Source organism: Acetobacter oeni, from assembly GCF_011516825.1.
Taxonomy (GTDB): Bacteria; Pseudomonadota; Alphaproteobacteria; order Acetobacterales; family Acetobacteraceae; genus Acetobacter; species Acetobacter oeni.
Map to the genome: position 1 here is coordinate 1 of NZ_WOTA01000103.1, position 600 is coordinate 600.

At 59.5% G+C, this 600-nt stretch carries 1 protein-coding gene and 1 pseudogene; both read right to left on the reverse strand.

Going from position 1 to position 600, the window contains the following annotated elements; all coding sequences use genetic code 11:
• Nucleotides 1–111 (reverse strand): annotated as a pseudogene (locus GOB90_RS18780) (IS5/IS1182 family transposase); the annotation flags it as partial.
• 169 nt (nt 112–280) lie between these two features.
• Nucleotides 281–600, reverse strand: a 320-nt coding sequence (locus tag GOB90_RS19020) for a hypothetical protein (RefSeq protein ID WP_206752488.1), incomplete at its 5' end; no start/stop codon positions are given.

Here is a 600-nt window from a genome sequence, read left to right on the forward strand (position 1 = left end):
CGTAGCCTGACGGATCGATGCGCCTCCCCCTTTTTCGGCGCTCCGGACGCTCTGGCTATCTATGATCGCAGCGGTCGGGCTGGCTTGCCGTCCGGCTTGTTCCCGGCACTGAGAGAGCCGCCGAGGCCATCCGTGAGGCGTCTGAGGAGCGCTTGGGGAGGCCTTTGAGTATCGGGTAAGATGGCTTGTAAGATGCTGAGGACGCTAGCTGAAAAGGTCTCGTATCCAGTGTCCGATCATTTGGCCCAGGTCACACGAACGGATAGCGGCTGCCAGATACTCAAACCCATCTTTGCCTGCTTGTTGACCCCCCCTTAATTAACTCGGGGAGATAAATTCGAATTTGCTGGGCTGCCCATGCTGCCACCTTCGCCAGAAACAGGCTTAGCTTGCCCCATGCAGCGCGGATGGCCAGAAGTGGGGGGTCAGCCCAAACCAAATGCCTGACCTCTGACGCCACCGCCAAGGCCTGCTCTTTGTCTGCTCGTAGGATCGGAGGCGGTTCGGGCTCATCAAGGGGCTCTGGAGGGTGATTACTGCCAGTCCATGGCTGCTCCTCGTCTTGGGCGGGGAGATGCTCAATCTGCTCAGCCAGTGCGT